Here is a 16,075-nt window from a genome sequence, read left to right as displayed (position 1 = left end):
CGGGGTTCACTTTACAACATTTCAATGATCGTTGTATAGTTGGTGCATGAATGAAATCGATGCCGTCCGTTCGCTTGCCGCCCTGGCCCAGGAAATGCGCCTGCGGGTATTTCGCGCACTGGTCGTTGCCGGCAACCAGGGGCTCACGCCGGGCGCGTTGTCGGAGCAACTGGACGTGGCCCCCAACACCCTGTCGTTCCATCTGAAAGAGCTCACCCATTCGAACCTGGTGAGCCAGGAGCGTCAGGGCCGCAACCTGATCTACCGCGCCTCCATTGCCACCATGAACGACTTGCTGGGCTTTCTGACCGAAAACTGCTGCCAGGGCGCTGAGTGCCTGGCGCCCCAGGCAACGTCCTGCGGTTGCTGAAAAACAAGGAAACCCCATGAAGCGATTCCACGTCCACATCCATGTTGATGACCTTGCCCGGAGCATTGCGTTTTATTCCAGGCTGTTTGCCGCCGAGCCGGCACGCGTTGAGGCGGACTACGCCAAGTGGATGCTCGACGACCCGCGCGTGAACTTTGCCATCTCGACCCGGGGCGACAAACCGGGGCTGGATCACCTGGGTTTTCAGGTGGACGACGCTGCCGAGCTGGTTGAGTTGAAGGCCCGCGCCGAATCGGCCGACATGGCGTTGCTTGACGAAGGTGCCACCAGCTGCTGCTACGCCCGCAGCGAAAAGCACTGGGTCACCGATCCCCAAGGCATTGCCTGGGAGCATTTCCATACGCTGGGCAATATTCCCGTGTTCAACGAAGCGGGCAAGGCCACCGAAGCCGGGGCTTGCTGCGCGCCCGCGCCCACCCGCGAAAAGGCGGCTGCGGCTTGCTGCGCCCCCGCAGCGGCAGGCACCCAGGCTGCGTGCTGCCCGCCCACAAAAGCCCATGCCGCCACCCCCGCCGCCGCGGCAGAAAAATCCGCGGGCTGTTGCTCTGCAACGTCCCCGGCAGCCAACGGCAAGCCCCTGAACGTGCTGTTCATCTGCACGCACAACTGCGCGCGCAGCATCCTGGCCGAGGCCTTGCTCAACGCGATGGCGCCCGACCGCTTCAAGGCCTATTCAGCGGGCAGCCGCCCGAGCGCGAAGCAGCAACCCCACCCCTTGGGCCTGCAGATGCTGCAGAAGGCGGGTATCTCGATTGACGGACTGCGCAGCAAAAGCTGGGACGAGTTCGCCGCGCCCGATGCGCCGCACATGGACCTGATCATCACCGTGTGCGACGACGCCGCGGGCGAGGTTTGCCCCGCCTGGCCCGGCCATCCCGCCTCCGCCCACTGGGGCTACCCCGATCCGTCCGCTGGCGATGCGCCCGAGGCGCAAAAAGCAGAAGCCTTCCGCAAGACCATGCACATGCTGCATCAGCGCCTGGAACTGCTGATCAACCTGCCCAGCGACAAGCTGGAAAAAGCGGTGCTGCAAGGCACCGCGCAGGAGCTGGCTGCGCACTGAGCTGGAGCGCGACTGTGAGTGCATTGCCGCTTGGGCGATTTCTTTAGCGCAGGCTGCGTTGAATCGCCCAGCCGCGGGCGCGAAGCGGCGCGGGTGTGCGGCTTCGAGTGCGCACTTCAGTGGCCTGTCATCCGCTGGTCATTCAACTTTGCAATATTTCAATGAATATAGAAATAACTAAAGGAACCGTGTCATGAAGGTGGGTATCAACGGAATGGGCCGCATTGGCCGCCTGGCACTGCGCGCCGCCATGGGCGCAGCCGAGCGTCAGTTGGATGACCCCCGCGCCGGCAATCGCCTCGAAGTAGTCCACCTGAACGAAATCAAGGGGGGAGCCGCGGCCACCGCCCACCTGCTGGCGTTCGACACGGTGCAAGGCAAGTGGCGCGAGTGCATCAGTGCCGAGGGGGACAACGCCATCACCATCGGCAGCCAGCGGCTCTCGTTCAGCGCGCACCCCGCGGCGGCAGAGATTCCCTGGGGCGATCTGGGGGTCGACGTGGTGCTGGAATGCACCGGCAAATTTTTGACGCCCGAGACCATCCAGGGGCATCTGGATCGCGGCGCCAAGCGCGTCATTGTGGCCGCGCCGGTGAAGGTAGGGGACGTGCTCAACATCGTCGTCGGCGTGAACCATGAACTCTACGATCCGGCCCAACACCGCATCGTCACGGCGGCATCGTGTACGACCAACTGTCTGGCGCCGGTGGTGAAGGTGGTGCATGAAAACCTGGGCATCCGCCATGGGCAGATCACCACCATCCACAACCCGACCAACACCAATGTGGTGGTGGATGCGCCGCACAAAGACCTGCGCCGCGCCCGCAGCGCCATGGAAAGCCTGGCGCCCACGTCCACCGGCAGCGCCACGGCCATCGCGTTGATTTACCCCGAGCTCAAGGGCAAGCTCAACGGCCACGCGGTGCGCGCCCCGGTGCTGAACGCCTCGCTTACCGACTGCGTGTTCGAACTGCAGCGCCCGACCACGGCCGAGCAGGTGAACACGCTGTTCGAACAAGCCGCATCGTCCTACCTGGCGGGCATTCTGGGCTACGAAACGCTGCCGCTGGTGAGCGCCGACTACGCCCGCGACACCCGCAGTTCCATCGTCGATGCGTTGTCGACCATGGTGACGGATGGCACGCTGCTCAAGGTGTACGCCTGGTACGACAACGAAATGGGCTATGCCTGCCGCATGGTCGATCTGGCCTGCCACATGCGTGAAGTGGGTGTTTGAAATGCAGCAAAGCCACGCCACGCGCAACTACGCCATCGTCACCGCAGCCTATTGGGGCTTCACGCTCACCGACGGCGCGCTGCGCATGCTGGTGCTGCTGCATTTTTATCGCCTGGGGTATTCGCCGTTCATGCTGGCATTTCTGTTCCTGCTCTATGAAGCAGCCGGCGTGCTGGCCAACCTGGTTGGCGGCTGGCTGGCCACGCGCTATGGCATCACGCGCATGCTGACGGTAGGGCTGGTGACGCAAATCATCGGTTTCACGTTGCTGTCGCAACTTAACCCCGCGTGGTCGGTGGCCATGTCGGTGACCTGGGTGGTTCTGGCGCAGGGCATTTGCGGAGTGGCCAAGGATTTGACCAAGACCGCCAGCAAATCGGCCATCAAGGTCACCTCGGCGCAGGCCCAAGAGCAGGGCGCTGGCCGGCTCTTCAAGTGGGTGGCCTGGTTCACAGGCAGCAAGAACGCCATGAAGGGCGTGGGCTTTTTTCTGGGTGGTTTGCTGCTGCAGGCGCTGGGCTTTCAGCACGCGCTGTGGGCCATGGCCGCGCTGCTGGCGCTGGTGCTGGTGGGGGTGGTTAGCTCACTGCCCCGGATGATGGGCAAGAGCAAGGCCTCCAAATCGGCCAAGGAGTTGTTCGCCAAAAACGCGGGCGTCAATGCATTGGCTGCCGCTCGGGTGGTGCTGTTTGGCGCGCGCGATGTCTGGTTTGTGGTGGGCGTGCCGGTGTTTCTGTACGCGCAGGGCTGGACATTCACCATGGTGGGCGGCTTTCTGGCGGCCTGGACCATCGGCTATGGCCTGGTGCAGGCCATGGCGCCGCAGCTGGTGAAACGCAGCCAGGACGGCCTGAGCACCGAGGTGCCCGCCGCACGGCTGTGGTCGGCCATGCTGGCGGTGGTTCCCGTTGCGATGGCCGTGGCAGTGGCCCTGCAGGTGCCGCGCCTGGAATGGGTGGTGGTGGTCGGTCTGGGGCTTTTTGGCATTGCGTTCGCGGTCAACTCTTCCGTTCATTCCTACCTCATCCTTGCCTATGCAGGCTCTGAAAAAGCCGCCGAGGATGTGGGTTTTTACTACGCAGCCAATGCCTTGGGGCGGTTTTTTGTTTGACGATGACTCCAGCCCGGTACTTCGCTGGACTGCGCCGTAGCTCGATATAGAAGGTTTATCAATAACTTACGCGCGTCCATCATATGCCGGTGCTTTCTGAAACTTGACCCGGTTTTCCCTCGCGCCGCTCCTATCTGGCTCTTGGAATCCGGGTCGTTCCAAGGAGTCATCATGGCTAAGATCAAGCTCACCAAGACCGCCGTAGAGTCAGCGCAACCCCAGGCCAAGGACATCGAACTACGGGATACCGTGGTGCCGGGCTTCCTGTGCAAGATTACCCCGAAGGGCCGCCGGGTGTTCATGCTCCAGTACCGCACGAACTCCGGGCAGCCCCGCAAGCCCTCGCTGGGCCTGTTCGGGGAACTGACTGTGGAGCAGGCCCGCGTCATGGCGCAGGACTGGCTGGCCGAGGTTCGCCGGGGCGGCGACCCCGGCGGTGCCAAGGCCGAGGCGCGCAAGGCGCCCACGGTCGAAGCGTTGTGCAAGAAGTTCATGGAGGACTACTCCAAGAAGCGCAACAAGCCCAGCACGCAGCGCGGCTACCAGGCCGTTATCGACCGCTGCATCGTCCCGCTGATCGGCCGCAAGAAGGTGCAGGACGTGAAGCGGCCCGACATTGCCGGGCTGATGGAGAAGCTGGCCTACAAGCCGGCCGAGGCGAACAACGCCTTCGGCGTGCTGCGCAAGATGTTCAACCTGGCCGAAGTGTGGGGCTACCGCCCGGACGGCACGAACCCGTGCCGACACGTCCCGATGTACCCGCCCGGCAAGGAAACCCGTCTCATCGTGGATGACGAGCTGGCGCTGATCTTCCGCCATCTGGAGAAGCTGGAGGCGGAAGGACTGGAGAACTACGTCATTCCGCTGGCGATCCGCCTGCAATTCGAGTTCGCCGGCCGTCGCTCCGAAATCTGCACGCTCGAATGGGATTGGGTCGATCTGGAGAACCGGCGCGTGGTCTGGCCTGACAGCAAGACCGGCGGCCTCTCCAAGCCCATGAGCGCGGAAGCCTACCGGCTGCTTTCGACCGCGCCGCGCCGGGAGGGCTGCCCCTACGTCCTGCCGTCGCCCAACGACCCGACCAAGCACCTGACTTTCGGCGAGCACTACGGCGGCTGGTGCCGGGTGCTCAAAGCCGCCGGCGTGCCGCACGTCGGCACGCACGGCATCCGCCACCGCTCGACCACCGACATTGCCAATTCGGGCGTGCCGACCAAGGTAGGCATGAAGCTGACGGGGCACAAGACCGTGGCGATGTTCATGCACTACGTCCACACCGAGGACAAGCCGGTGCGGGATGCGGCCGAACTGGTGGCGAGCCGGCGGCTGGCGATCACCGGCGCATCGCGCCCCACGGAGGCGACTGCATGAACGAGAAGACGCTTTCGGCGGCGGGGAAAACCCCCGCCGCCCTGCCGGCCGGCTATCCCCGTTCCGCAATTTCCCAGACAGTGTCTGGGAAATTGGGCCTCGCCGAGCTGGCCAAGATCTTCACGCTACCGTGGTCGGCCTATGTGCTGCTGCTGTCGGTCAAGGATGGCCGCGTGACCAGCGGCCGGCATCCCACCCTGTCGGCTCCGATTGTCGTGCCGCCGTCACGACAATCGGGCGGGCCATCCCTTCCGTCTAGGCGCTACACCGGAGACTGGAAAACCATGCCCGTTTCGGGTATAGTTTGGAGGTCAAGATGACGCGCATCCTCAAGCGGAAGGACTTTGCGAGGTGGCAGGCGGGCGAGAAGCTGTCCGATGCCGCCTTGTGCAAGGCGGTCAAAGAGATGGAAAGCGGTCTGATCGACGCGGACTTGGGCGGCTTCCTTTACAAGAAGCGGGTAGCCCGCCCCGGTGGCGGCAAGAGCGGCGGCTACCGCACGCTGGTATCGGCCAGGATCGGCAGCCGCTACGTGTTCCTGCATGGGTTCCCGAAGAACGACAAGGCGAACATCACGCAGGACGAGAAGAAGGCGCTGCAATTCGCCGGTAAGGCGTTCTTGCAACTGTCCGGGGAAGCGTTGTCGAAGGCGTTGCAGTCGGGCGTGTTATTGGAGGTGCATTGTGAGCAAGATCATTGAATCCCTGCGTGACGACCTGGCAGCGCTCCATGAAGTGGGCGCGATCAGCAAGGTAACGATGCGCGAGTTCGACGCGATATGCCCGCCGCCGGTGCGGGAGTTCGGCGCGGCAGATATCAAGCGCCTACGCGAAACCTTGAAGTTCAGCCAGCCGGTGTTCGCGCTCCACCTGCATACGTCGGCCTCGACCGTGCGCAAGTGGGAGCAAGGTGAAACTCACCCCACCGGCCCGGCGCTCAAGCTGCTCAACGTCATCGCTGACAAGGGCTTGCAGGCCATCATCTGATGCCTATTCGTATCTACTGACCGCGGCCGCCATCAGTGTTTCGAAAAGGGATACCGATTCTTAATGTTGGCATTGAAGTACGTCCCTTTGGAGTCCGCATTCATAAGACCAGCATGCTCGCCCTCAGGAACTCCTGAGTATTCGTACACAGCTCCACTATTGAATTCTATTTCCAAGACCTGGCTGTCGGCATCATAGCCAATGGAGCTGATGTTGCTTGAAGTGACTGGGGTGCGTTCCATAGTGTCGTCTCCTTGGGTTGACAATTAGGTTTCTGAATCCGCCGTCTGTGTTGTACCAGCATTAGGATCTTGCTTGCGCCAAGCCTCGACTAGAGGCTTGTAATTTTCATCTTTAACAGGGTCGGTCCATCCGCCAGACCTTATGCGCTTGCCGCCTTCCCCCTTGGGCACAACGACCATAGGATCGTCACTTTCCGGGCGCCGACCCTCAGGTGGACGGTCAATGATTGCCCGTATTGGCATATTGACGGCCTCGCCCACGATCAATGCTTCACCAGTTCGGAGAACTGGAAGCATTGAAAAAAGCCCTTTGAGATTGTCCGATGCACAGGAAGTGACTTGGGAGCGATCAGAATCGTTGGTTAAACGCAATGCGACAACCGTACCGCATTGAGAAAGGATTGTGGTATCTACTTCGGATGGCCGTTGGCTGACTAGCATCAAGCCAACGCCGTATTTCCGCCCCTCTTTGGCTATGCGCCGCGCTGCAATCGCAGCTCTATTCTTTGACTGAGGACCAAGGTATACATGTGCCTCCTCAAGGACGACGAGAAGAGGCCGCTCTCTACCGCCTTCTTGCTTATTTCTACCCCAAAAGATTGCGTCATACAGAATTCGCAACACGGCCCCTACCAAGTCATCCACAACGGCGGTAGGAATACCTGATAAATCGAAAACAGAGATCGGCTTATCTGCGCCTATCCATGCCTCAAGCAGCGCGTCAAGATCAGCGGCCGTTGTTCCATCCTTGTCGGGTGCCCACTGGCCGGGACGAAACAGAAACTGCATGCGAGGATCTCGAAGTTTGCTTTCCAGACTATCAAGGTGTCCACGCGGCAAATCACCGTAGATTCCCGCATACACCTTATCAGGATCATTCTTTTCGTCTTTGAGCGGACGAAACCTCGGACGAACAAGTTGGTCGCCATCGCCAACTGCTTTGGCTGGGGGCGCACCTTCCTCAATATACGTTCGCGTAGCCTCAGTCTGGTTTTGGTTCTTACTTACGCTGTGGGTTGCGCAATGTAGCGAATACAAATCATGCCAGAGTTGGTAAACGGAGAACGGCAGTGGGGTGTCGATCGTGACCGTGAGGTCTGGCAGGCCATGTGCAACACCTGCCGCCTTTGACGCGCGCTTGCTTGATAGCAGTTTTTCTTGCAGCAAGGTCAGAGGCGTCCCTGAGGTTGCTCCCATCGTTATGGAAATGAATTCCTCGGCCGTTAGCGCCCAAAATGGGACATGCAGCTCGCGCTCACCTATGGTCGTGTCCGCTCCGACTCTGAATACCCTAGCTTGATCGCCAAAGGCCTTTGCGTACTCCCCGTGAAGGTCAAACAGTACGACGCGTGCAGACTTGAAGCGTGCTTGGTCAGAAACTGCTCCCAATAGATTTGCAACGGCATTCGATTTTCCGGAGCCGGTGCTCCCAACGACAGCCGAGTGACGAGTAACAAGCCGATTCATATCCAGGTGCGCTCGGATCGACTCGGCGCTGGCTACGCGCCCTACGGCGACGTATCCATCATCGTCCCCCGGTGCGTACACCGTCTTCAAATCTGACTCAGTGACTACGTGAACCGAGTCGCCGATAGAGGGGTACTGCGCTATGCCCCGCTCGAACTTTGTTCCCCGTCGTCCCTGACCAACGAGTTCAACTCTGAGCCACCGATTGCCGAGTTGAGGAGCAAGCTCGGGCGGCCCAGGTGCAGCTCCGGCCCCGACCTGAGATATCACTCCATACAGATCGACATATCCTGATGGAATACGAACAAACCCTCCAACTTGTCCAACACGGTATGCTTCCCCGTTAACAAAAAGAAGGCCGCCAGGCGTGCTCTCTGAGAGCTTCACGCTCACACTCGAACCGTTGACATCTTCAACGGTTCCAAGCCGTGATGGGTCTGGGTTACCCGGTTGGTTGTGCATCGTGAGTGCCCCCGCCGCAAAGCTGTTCAAGAAAAAGGCCAAAGTAGTGGAAATCGCCTAAACGGCTGCGTGGTTGCTGCTCTTTGGAACCATCCCCAACCTCGGTCTCTTCTTCAGTGAGCCAAGGGGTGTGCTCATTGCCACCAATGGTTCCAGGTCGATATCGGCCTACTCGTGTTCCTACGACCGCTCCATCCCAAGCAAGAACGGTGAGATTGCTTTGCTTTACTGCATAGTCCACAGCTCTAGAGTGCTGTCCAAGCCCTGAATACATCAGCGCGAAGCACTGGGCATTGCGATTCCCTCTCAGCCCATCAAGCAAGACTTCATTCAAGTGATCGTCAAGAAAAGAATATCCACACACCACTAACCTAGGGGCATCTTTCCCATGGAAGAAGGCTCTTAGTCGATCAAGCATCGCAAGGTATGGCATGCGACGGCTTTGGTCATACTTGAGATGAGATGGAAAGATCATGACCTTACCCGCCTCTGCCTCACGGGTCACACGAACGACGCGGGTTACCTTCGCCCCATTTACGATCTCTTCGCTCTTCTCCCAATTGATTGATCCGTGGAGCTTCCACAACCTCGTCCATCTGGAGGGGATAACGTCGTGCTCGATCGAGGCCAAATCAAACCAGGGCTTGTGCGAACCAACAAATCCGTCGAAGTGCGGGAGCGGGTGCTGCTCAAATGCCTGCTCGAAGAGAACATCGTAGTTGGGAGTAAATATTTCAGCAGGTGAGCTTCGGTATACCCCGCCGATCCAAGACGCAAAACGGTTGTACGCGTTGCGATACACGGGCAATGGCTTCCGTATTTCCGTTGCGATTAACGCGCAAACTTTCTCGTCAAGGTCGCTCAAGTCCTTTTTCGTCATCCCCAAAATTTCCGCACTTCCTCGACGATTCGCCAAAGTACGCAATTCCGTCAGCACGTCTTCTACGGTAGGGTCTTTGCCATCTGCTGGTTTGCATTCTTCACACAATGCGTCCCAGTGTTTCTTGAACTTCGACGTAGCTCCAGGTGCTTCATCTGCCGACAACAGCCCACCAGCAATACGCTTCGTCAATTCCACAACCGCTGGAATCAGCACAATGCTACTTTTTCCTTCGGCATCGTAGACACCTAGAGGGCAGCCAGCCCCAAGGAAACAACCTATGCGCTGCTTGTCGTCTTGAAGTACCAGCCGAAGATTTCGTGCCTGCTGCGCTGCATCGTGTATGGCGGGTAAAGGCGTTGTTTTTGCAGGCACAACATCAGCAGGTGATGGGACTGGCGCATCACTCGTATTTGAATTTTGAGTCACGGCTTTCAGCTTCCTTGTTCTTCATCATTTGGGCCGGGCAGAGCCACCAGGCTCAGGCCTTCGATTTCCTGCAGTGACTTACCTGCTATGCCTTGCAGATCCCCATACATACCAACAGTGGCGCCCATCACACGTTCGATCTGCTCTTCACGCTTCGCCCACTGCTTCATGATGGCCTTTCGTTCTTTATCTAGGTCTTGCTGCATCGAGGAGAATGCTTCAACGATCGCTTCCACGCGATGACGGAATCGCGGTCCCGTTAGGTACTGATAAACCATTTCGGTCTTGGTTTGCTGACCCTCGCTGACCTGCCTAGTCATGCTCACCTGAAGCAGAGTGTGGCGGAGTATCGTTGCTACTGGCAGAACCGCCCGTGGGCTGGTTACCCAAACACCATCAATAACATCAAAAGTTTCTATGCCTTTTGGCAATACCTGACTCACGAGAACCGACACCTCCGCTTTGGCGGTTCTCTGATCATCGCGCAACTTGGAGAGCCAGCCGTCGCTCCAATTCTTGGTTCGCTTTGACTCCCAGAGTATTTCGCCGCTTGGTTGTCCAGTTTGGCTGATCACACGTTGCAGCACGTCACCACCGAACTCTCCCTTTGCAACAGGCTCGATAGAGTCAAATGGGAATTTCGCGCGCAGCAGGTTTTCAAGATCCATTTCCTGGACTTCGCCCTGCAGTTGCTGAGAGCCTTGCTCTGCCTTTTGCTTCAATTCCTCGATCTTCTGTTGCATCGACGCGATGGTTTGATCTTTCTCCATTACCTTGAGCTTCAAACCATCTTCGGCCTCTCGCCGTGCCATAGCGCGCACTTCGGTCAAGCCCTCTTGAACACGTTTCTCAACAGTCAATTCCAGTTCGCGTTTGGCATCGTCGAGTTCGCGCTGCTTCTTGATCAAGTCAGCCTGCGCCTTTTGGGCTTCGGCCAACTTCTCATCTCGTGACTTCAATACCTCCTGAAGTTCAAGTAGCTCACGTGCTTTCGCGTCCAACTCTGCCGCACTCGCGAGCTTCGCTTTCTTGGCTTCATCGGCTATGACTCGTGCGCGCTCGGTCTTTAGTTGTGCTGCAACCTGATCTGCAACTTGGTCATCGAGAGCACGTTTTTCCTCGGCAACCTGTTTTTCCTTTTCCCGCAGGCTTTGTTCGCGCTTGGCGAAATCTAAGTCTTTTTGTGCGATTTGTTGTTCGTACTGCTGACGTGTCGCAGCAATAAGCGGAGCTGCAAGAGATTCTGTTAACCGAATTTCGGTCTTGCAGTTTGGGCAAATAATCGTTGGCTCTGTCATCGCGAGTCCTGAAAGATATTTCGCATACTCATGGAGACTTGCGCTTCAGCGGAGAAGCGACACGATTCAGATCGAAAGGCAAAGCCTTATCGGTCGCGATGCGTGTTAGCAGCATGCGAATCGCATCCGAAATCGACAACCCCATTCCGGATAAGACATTGCTGGCTTCCTCCTTGATCTCTTTGTCAATCCGGGCGCGAACGACATCACTGCTTGCCATGAAACAGACTCTAAAAAAGTGTAGCCACATCGTAGCCCATTTGTGCCATCGTGTAACCAATCCGCGGGGGCGTCCCGGCGTTCCGCCGTCGGGTTCGCGGGCTTGCGCCCCGCGCCTCGTCCCGAGTCGCGGCCCTCCGGCTTTGACCCCTGACGCCTTCGGCCCTCGCGGGCCTGCGCGCTCCGCTTGCCAACGGCGGGGCTGCGAGGGTGTGGCTGCGGGGCGGTCTTGCTGTTCCCTTCACCGTATCACGGCGTTCTCACCGTCAAGGGCTGCGCGCGCCATGCGCGCTGGCGTCCTTGCGGCCAGCTTCGCCCCCTGACTGCTGCGCTGCGCCGTGCTGGCGACGGTTCCGGGCAATTCCGCCCGTGCAACCGGAGATCGTCATGAACGACAAATCGCATGTTTCCCTCGAACAACACGTTTGCCTTGTCTGCGGCGTTCGCTTCGACACTGGCGCCATCCTGCTGGATCGCCGCCTGCGCGCGAGTATGGAGCGCTACACGGCAACCGGCTGGGGTTTGTGCCCCGAGCATCAGAAGCTGTCTGACGATGGCTTTATCGCGCTGATCGAGTGCGACCCGCAGCGCAGCGACTCGCCGTCGAGTGCTGCCCGCATGAAGCCCGAACAGGCTTACCGGACGGGGCGCCTGGCGCACCTGAAACGCGAGGTGTTCGCCCAGGTGTTCAACGCGCCGATTGCGGCCAATCAGCCGTGCGTCTTCGTCGAACCCGGCGTGATCGAGCAGTTGCAGACGATGACGGCGGCGAATTGATCGCGCCTGGTGTCATCCGGTGCGCTGCCCTGTGGGGCGGCGCACCTTTTTTCTGCTGTGTCCTGGTGCCGGGACTTCGCGCCTGCGGCGCTGCGCGCTGCGCTTGCACTCCAAGGGAAGTGCCTTCGGCACATCCCCGCCGCGCTTCGCTTGGCGCCCCTGCAAGACCGCCGCCCCGGCTGCGCCGGCGCGGCAACACCGAAACCGTGGCAGTTCATCGTTCGGTACGGAAGATCCCCGCTGCATCTTCGCTCTTGCATGGGCGTCCCCGGCCAAGAAGCATGGCCGGTCGCGCTGTCGTGCTTCGCATCGAGCCGCCTGCGGCGTCTCGCCCCCTTCGGGCTTCCATCGTTCCCTCGCTCCGCTCGGCTGACGCCTACGGCCCGGCTTCCAGCTTCGGGCCTGCGCGCTTCGCTTGCGTGCGGTCGGCACACAGGGATGGCCGTTGCCTTGTCCAGCCGTCTCCCCTGACTTCATCACCTTGTCCGCGACTGTAGCCCGCGGCCGTGTGCCGTCAAGGCGCGCAGGGCCGTGTCCTCGGCTGCGCCTGCGGGCCGCACCAACCCTGCGCTTGTCTCCTTGACGGCCCCCGTCCGCGCGCTCCTTTGGCCGCGGGCGATGAACTCAGGAAAGACGGTGGCAACAGGGCCAACCGGGTTCCTCGTGCCGACCGCACCGAACAGCCGAAAGGCTGGGCTCCGAATCTAGGAATCCGGTGTGCGGTTTGAACAGCAACCCTTTTCGTCAGGAGAAATGCCATGCAACTCGCATCCCGATTCGCTTCCCGTTCCCCGTCGCTGCGCAGCGATTACCCGCTGTCCGATGACCAAATCCGCCGCGTGGCCCCGTCCATCTTCGCGGACGCCCCGCATGAGAGCCGTTCCGAACGGTACGCCTATATCCCGACCGCCGCCGTGCTGGCGGAACTACGCAAGGAAGGGTTTGAACCCTTCATGGCAGCACAGACCCGCGTGCGCCACGACGACCGCCGCGACTACACCAAACACATGCTGCGCCTGCGCCACGCCAGCCAGATCAACGGCGCGGAAGCAAATGAAATCGTGCTTCTCAATTCGCACGACGGCACCAGTTCTTACCAAATGCTCGCGGGCATGTTCCGGTTCGTGTGCAGCAATGGCCTTGTGTGCGGCGACACCGTGGCCGATGTGCGCGTGCCGCACAAAGGCGACGTGGCCGGTTCCGTCATCGAAGGCGCTTACGAAGTCTTGCGCGGCTTCGACCGCGTGCAGGAATCCCGCGATTCCATGCGCGCCATCACCTTGAACGATGGCGAATCCGAAGTGTTCGCCCGCGCCGCGCTGGCCCTCAAGTACGACGACCCCGACAAGCCCGCGCCCATCACGGAATCGCAAATCCTGATGCCGCGCCGCCTTGATGACCGCCGCCCGGACTTGTGGAGCGTGTTCAACCGCACGCAAGAGAACCTGACCCAAGGCGGCCTGCGCGGGCGCAGCGCCAACGGACGCCGCCAGCAAACCCGCCCGGTGCAGGGCATCGACCAAAACATCCGCCTCAATCGTGCGCTTTGGCTGCTGGCCGATGGCATGCGCCAGTTGAAAGCCTGAATCCCCACGCGGCAGGGGCAGGCAGCAGCCCTTGCCGCTTCTCTCGCTGCTGCATCCCAACCGCAAGGAGTCATCACCATGAACGCCGTCCTGAAAACCGAAACCATCGCCATCGAAACCGCCGCGCCGCTGGAAGTGGCCGACCCGAGCAAGAACCTGATTTTGGTTCCGCTCTCGCAGTTGCTGCCGCGCCGCTCCAAGCGCAACGCGCGGACGACCTCGCGCATGTCCATCCCCGAACTGGCCGCGAGCATTGCCCGCGTCGGCCCGCTGCAAAACCTCGTCGTCATCCTTGCCGCTGATGGCGAGCATTACGAAGTGGTGGCCGGCGACCGCCGCCTGACCGCCTTGAAGCTGCTGGCGAAGAAGAAGCGCATCCCTGCCGACTACGAAGTGGCGTGCCTGCTGGTGCCCGACGCTTCGGCCCGTACCGTCAGCCTCGCGGAAAACCTGCTGCGCGAGCAGATGCACCCGGCCGACCAGTTCGAGGCGTTCGCCGCGCTGGTCAAGGAAGGCCGCCCCATCGAAGACATTGCCGCCGACTTCGGCGTGACCCCGCTGGTGGTGCAGCGCCGTCTCAAACTCGCCAACGTCTCGCCGCGCCTGCTGGCCGACTACCGGGGCGGAGTCGTCACGCTGGAACAGTTGATGGCCCTGACCATCACCGACGACCACGCCGCGCAGGAAGCCGCGTTCTACGGTGCGCCCGAATGGCAGCGTGGCGCGTCCGCGCTACGCGAACGCCTGACCGAACGCGAAATCGACGCTTCGCATCCGCTGGTGCGCTTCGCCGGGCTGGACGCCTACACGGCGGCGGGCGGCGGCATCCGCCGCGACCTGTTCGCGGAAGGCGATGCCGGAACCTACCTGACCGACGCCGCGCTGCTGGAAACGCTGGTGCGCGACAAGCTGGATGCACTGGCCGGGGACGTGCGCGCCGAGGGTTGGGCGTGGGTGGAAGCCGTGCCGCACATGAGCTATGCCGAGCGGCAGGCGTTCCAGAACGCGCCGCGCCAGCGCCGCGAACCGAACGCCCGCGAAGCCCGCCGCATCGCCTCGCTGCAAACCCGCCTCGACAAGATCGACGCTGAACTGGAAGACGCCTACGACGCCGAGGACGAGGACAAGACCGAGGCGCTGGAACCACGTCGCGAACAGGCCGCCGGAGAACTGCAAGCCGTGGAGGAAGCCTTGCAGGGCTACGCCCCGGACGTGCGCGCCGTGGCCGGTGCCATCGTCACCCTCGACCGCAGCGGCGAAGCCGTGATTCAGCGCGGGCTGCTGCGCGAAGCCGAAGCCAAGGCGCTGCGCACGCTGGAACGCTTGCGGCAGGGTTTCGGCGGCGCGGAAGGCGAAGCCGGGAACGACGACGAAGGCGAGGACGCCGAACAGCCCAAGGCCGCGAGCCTGTCCGACCGGCTGGCGCAGCGGTTGAGCGCGCACCGTACCGCCGCGCTGCAAATCGAAGTCGCCCGGCATCCGCAAGTCGCCCTGGCCGCGCTGGTGCATGGGCTGGTGCAGACCGTCTTGCAGGACAGCCACTACGGCCACGACCTGCCGCTAGGCGTGAGCCTGAAAGTGCAAGACCGGCTGGAAGGCATGGCCCCCGACTGGCCCGAGTCACCCGCCGCCGTGGCTCTGCGCGAATTGCAGCAGGTCGCGGGCGAAGCGCTGCCGCAGGACAGCGCCGAACTGTTCGCCGCGCTGCTGGCGATGGAGCAAGGCGAACTGGTGCGGCTGCTGGCGGTATGCGTGGCGGCGACCGTGGACGTGGTGACGCCTCGCGCCACGGCGCACCAGCCGGGCGCGGAACTGGCGCAGGCCGTGGGGCTGGATATGGCCGCATGGTGGCAGCCCACCGCAGACGGATATTTCCAGCATGTGCCGAAGGCCGCGATTCTGGAAGCCGTGGGCGAGTTCGCACCGTCGCACGCTACCCGACTGGCGAAGTTGAAGAAGGCCGACATTGCCAGCGAGGCGGAACGGCTGGCCGAGGGTACAGGCTGGATGCCCGCCGTGTTCAAGAGCGGACACGACACGGAGCCGCAGGAAGGCGCGCAGGACGTGGAGGCGCCGGAAGATGCCGCCGACGAAGTGGAAGCCCACGCGCTCGCCGCGTGACATGCCAGCATAGCCCCGGCGCACAGCGCCGGGGTTTCACCTCAAACCGGGCGCGACAGGTCTGCCGCGCCCGGTTTGAAAGTCCACCGCAAAACCGCCCCGTCGCCGCCTTCGGCCAGGCGGCGACGGGGCGGGCGCGCAAGTACCGTGCGCGCGGTACGGCGATCGGTGCCCGCTGGCGCGGGCAAGGTTTCGATGGCGCCCCGCCGCAATGGGCGGGGCTTGTAGGGCTACGCCCCGGATTGCTGCGGCAGGTTGTGCAAAAGCGTGCCGTCTTCGACGCTGACGGTTCGTTGCCCGCACGTCACGAAGAACGGTTCACCGACACGCCGCCCGGCCTTGCCTATGGAACTTCCACACCACGCCTCACGCACGTTGCCGCAAGCTGCGGCAAGGGGCGTTCTCGCCTGTCGTTGGCGTGTTGGCCTTGCCCGC

General features: G+C 61.5%; 16 protein-coding genes and 1 pseudogene. 12 read left to right on the top strand and 5 right to left on the bottom strand.

Annotation, left to right across the window (positions count from 1 at the left end; translation table 11 throughout):
• The first annotated feature begins 46 nt into the window (after positions 1-46).
• From CBP34_RS15405 to CBP34_RS15365, 9 genes and pseudogenes are all read left to right on the top strand, one after another.
• The gene (locus tag CBP34_RS15405) at positions 47-370 is read left to right on the top strand and encodes an ArsR/SmtB family transcription factor (protein WP_086913184.1); all 324 of its coding nucleotides are present in this window, start codon (positions 47-49) and stop codon (positions 368-370) included.
• Positions 371-386: 16 nt separating this feature from the next.
• A pseudogene (locus CBP34_RS15400) lies at positions 387-836 on the top strand (ArsI/CadI family heavy metal resistance metalloenzyme); the annotation flags it as partial.
• A 132-nt stretch (positions 837-968) separates the two neighbouring features.
• Positions 969-1,454, top strand: a complete 486-nt coding sequence (locus tag CBP34_RS15395) for an arsenate reductase ArsC (RefSeq protein ID WP_094099208.1) — start codon at positions 969-971, stop codon at positions 1,452-1,454.
• Between the two features lie 193 nt (positions 1,455-1,647).
• Complete coding sequence (locus CBP34_RS15390) at positions 1,648-2,691, top strand: ArsJ-associated glyceraldehyde-3-phosphate dehydrogenase (protein WP_086913183.1); 1,044 nt, start codon at positions 1,648-1,650, stop codon at positions 2,689-2,691.
• A gap of 1 nt (position 2,692) precedes the next feature.
• Positions 2,693-3,802 (top strand): organoarsenical effux MFS transporter ArsJ, encoded by a 1,110-nt coding sequence (gene arsJ / locus CBP34_RS15385; RefSeq protein WP_094098545.1) that lies wholly within the window; start codon positions 2,693-2,695, stop codon positions 3,800-3,802.
• Positions 3,803-3,973: 171 nt separating this feature from the next.
• Positions 3,974-5,173, top strand: a complete 1,200-nt coding sequence (locus tag CBP34_RS15380; protein ID WP_094098544.1) for a tyrosine-type recombinase/integrase — start codon at positions 3,974-3,976, stop codon at positions 5,171-5,173.
• The gene (locus CBP34_RS20490) at positions 5,170-5,493 is read left to right on the top strand and encodes a hypothetical protein (protein WP_094098543.1); all 324 of its coding nucleotides are present in this window, start codon (positions 5,170-5,172) and stop codon (positions 5,491-5,493) included. The genes CBP34_RS15380 and CBP34_RS20490 overlap by 4 nt, the downstream gene beginning before the upstream one ends.
• Positions 5,490-5,873: a type II toxin-antitoxin system RelE/ParE family toxin gene (locus CBP34_RS15370; RefSeq protein ID WP_094098542.1), complete on the top strand. Its 384-nt coding sequence runs from the start codon at positions 5,490-5,492 to the stop codon at positions 5,871-5,873. Before CBP34_RS20490 ends, CBP34_RS15370 begins: the two co-directional genes overlap by 4 nt.
• Positions 5,857-6,159, top strand: coding sequence for a helix-turn-helix domain-containing protein (locus CBP34_RS15365; protein WP_094098541.1), 303 nt, complete (start codon positions 5,857-5,859; stop codon positions 6,157-6,159). Before CBP34_RS15370 ends, CBP34_RS15365 begins: the two co-directional genes overlap by 17 nt.
• A gap of 32 nt (positions 6,160-6,191) precedes the next feature.
• Here the strand turns inward: CBP34_RS15365 and CBP34_RS15360 are convergent, their stop codons facing one another.
• From CBP34_RS15360 to CBP34_RS15340, 5 genes are all read right to left on the bottom strand, one after another.
• On the bottom strand, positions 6,192-6,401 hold the full coding sequence (locus CBP34_RS15360; protein WP_094098540.1) for a KTSC domain-containing protein: 210 nt from the start codon (positions 6,399-6,401) through the stop codon (positions 6,192-6,194).
• 24 nt (positions 6,402-6,425) lie between these two features.
• Positions 6,426-7,868, bottom strand: a complete 1,443-nt coding sequence (locus CBP34_RS15355; RefSeq protein ID WP_236748437.1) for an ATP-binding protein — start codon at positions 7,866-7,868, stop codon at positions 6,426-6,428.
• A 442-nt stretch (positions 7,869-8,310) separates the two neighbouring features.
• Positions 8,311-9,639, bottom strand: a complete 1,329-nt coding sequence (locus CBP34_RS15350) for an SIR2 family protein (RefSeq protein ID WP_208616341.1) — start codon at positions 9,637-9,639, stop codon at positions 8,311-8,313.
• A gap of 5 nt (positions 9,640-9,644) precedes the next feature.
• Positions 9,645-10,937, bottom strand: a complete 1,293-nt coding sequence (locus CBP34_RS15345; protein ID WP_094098538.1) for a DUF2130 domain-containing protein — start codon at positions 10,935-10,937, stop codon at positions 9,645-9,647.
• Between the two features lie 28 nt (positions 10,938-10,965).
• Positions 10,966-11,157 carry a type II toxin-antitoxin system RelB/DinJ family antitoxin gene (locus tag CBP34_RS15340; RefSeq protein ID WP_094098537.1) on the bottom strand — a complete coding sequence of 64 codons (192 nt, stop codon included), beginning with the start codon at positions 11,155-11,157 and terminating at the stop codon, positions 10,966-10,968.
• A gap of 386 nt (positions 11,158-11,543) precedes the next feature.
• Between CBP34_RS15340 and CBP34_RS15335 the strand changes: the two genes are divergently transcribed.
• The 3 genes from CBP34_RS15335 to CBP34_RS15325 all read left to right on the top strand — a co-directional run bounded on the left by CBP34_RS15335 (position 11,544) and on the right by CBP34_RS15325 (position 15,640).
• Positions 11,544-11,933, top strand: a complete 390-nt coding sequence (locus CBP34_RS15335) for an ATPase (protein WP_094098536.1) — start codon at positions 11,544-11,546, stop codon at positions 11,931-11,933.
• A gap of 758 nt (positions 11,934-12,691) precedes the next feature.
• Positions 12,692-13,519, top strand: a complete 828-nt coding sequence (locus CBP34_RS15330) for a DUF932 domain-containing protein (RefSeq protein WP_094098535.1) — start codon at positions 12,692-12,694, stop codon at positions 13,517-13,519.
• 78 nt (positions 13,520-13,597) lie between these two features.
• Positions 13,598-15,640: a ParB/RepB/Spo0J family partition protein gene (locus CBP34_RS15325; RefSeq protein ID WP_094098534.1), complete on the top strand. Its 2,043-nt coding sequence runs from the start codon at positions 13,598-13,600 to the stop codon at positions 15,638-15,640.
• Positions 15,641-16,075: the final 435 nt, after the last annotated feature.

The organism is Acidovorax carolinensis (genome assembly GCF_002157145.1).
GTDB classification, from domain to species: Bacteria; Pseudomonadota; Gammaproteobacteria; order Burkholderiales; family Burkholderiaceae_C; genus Acidovorax; species Acidovorax carolinensis.
Note: the sequence above shows the minus strand (reverse complement) of the source record. Positions and strands in the feature narration are given on the sequence as shown.

Excerpts from the sequence above, each read along its gene's own strand:
- CBP34_RS15405 (WP_086913184.1), top strand. The coding sequence starts at position 47 with ATGAATGAAATCGATGCCGTCCGTTCGCTTGCCGCCCTGGCCCAGGAA.
- CBP34_RS15390 (WP_086913183.1), top strand. The coding sequence starts at position 1,648 with ATGAAGGTGGGTATCAACGGAATGGGCCGCATTGGCCGCCTGGCACTG.
- arsJ (WP_094098545.1), top strand. The coding sequence starts at position 2,693 with ATGCAGCAAAGCCACGCCACGCGCAACTACGCCATCGTCACCGCAGCC.
- CBP34_RS15380 (WP_094098544.1), top strand. The coding sequence starts at position 3,974 with ATGGCTAAGATCAAGCTCACCAAGACCGCCGTAGAGTCAGCGCAACCC.
- CBP34_RS20490 (WP_094098543.1), top strand. The coding sequence starts at position 5,170 with ATGAACGAGAAGACGCTTTCGGCGGCGGGGAAAACCCCCGCCGCCCTG.
- CBP34_RS15370 (WP_094098542.1), top strand. The coding sequence starts at position 5,490 with ATGACGCGCATCCTCAAGCGGAAGGACTTTGCGAGGTGGCAGGCGGGC.
- CBP34_RS15360 (WP_094098540.1), bottom strand. The coding sequence starts at position 6,401 with ATGGAACGCACCCCAGTCACTTCAAGCAACATCAGCTCCATTGGCTAT.
- CBP34_RS15355 (WP_236748437.1), bottom strand. The coding sequence starts at position 7,868 with ATGAATCGGCTTGTTACTCGTCACTCGGCTGTCGTTGGGAGCACCGGC.
- CBP34_RS15345 (WP_094098538.1), bottom strand. The coding sequence starts at position 10,937 with ATGACAGAGCCAACGATTATTTGCCCAAACTGCAAGACCGAAATTCGG.
- CBP34_RS15340 (WP_094098537.1), bottom strand. The coding sequence starts at position 11,157 with ATGGCAAGCAGTGATGTCGTTCGCGCCCGGATTGACAAAGAGATCAAG.
- CBP34_RS15335 (WP_094098536.1), top strand. The coding sequence starts at position 11,544 with ATGAACGACAAATCGCATGTTTCCCTCGAACAACACGTTTGCCTTGTC.
- CBP34_RS15330 (WP_094098535.1), top strand. The coding sequence starts at position 12,692 with ATGCAACTCGCATCCCGATTCGCTTCCCGTTCCCCGTCGCTGCGCAGC.
- CBP34_RS15325 (WP_094098534.1), top strand. The coding sequence starts at position 13,598 with ATGAACGCCGTCCTGAAAACCGAAACCATCGCCATCGAAACCGCCGCG.